The 527-nt window shown below is 53.7% G+C and carries 1 pseudogene; it reads left to right on the top strand.

The features are described from left to right. Positions 1-527: pseudogene (locus J5J10_RS22325) on the top strand (excinuclease ABC subunit UvrB); the annotation flags it as partial.

Below are 527 nucleotides of genomic sequence, written 5' to 3'. Positions count from 1 at the left end.
CATGACCTTTGAAATGTCGGTTGGTGACCGCATTGATCAGCGCCAATTGCTGGCCGACCTTGTGGCGCAACAATATCGCCGTCAGGACATCAACTTTATCCGTGGCTCTTTCCGCGTGCGCGGCGATACCATTGAAATTTTCCCGGCTCACTTGGAAGATGCAGCGTGGCGCATCTCGATGTTCGGTGACGAAATCGATGCTATCACTGAGTTTGACCCGCTCACCGGGCAAAAGACTGGCGATATGAAGTCAGTCAAAATCTACGCCAACTCCCACTATGTCACCCCGCGCCCGGCGTTGAACGGTGCCATAAAAGCCATAAAAGCCGAATTGAAGGAACGACTTGCTGAATTGGAAAAAGGCGGTCGCCTGCTGGAGGCGCAACGTCTTGAGCAACGCACACGCTATGACATTGAGATGTTGGAAGCGACGGGCGTTTGTGCTGGTATCGAAAACTACTCGCGCTATCTGACCGGGCGTGCGCCGGGCGAACCGCCACCAACCTTGTTTGAATATATCCCCGATA

Origin of the sequence: Ciceribacter sp. L1K23, from assembly GCF_018122705.1 — a bacterium.
In the GTDB taxonomy this organism is placed as follows: domain Bacteria; phylum Pseudomonadota; class Alphaproteobacteria; order Rhizobiales; family Rhizobiaceae; genus Allorhizobium.
The sequence above is the reverse complement of the archived record's forward strand: the minus strand, read 5'-3'. Positions and strand labels throughout refer to the sequence as shown.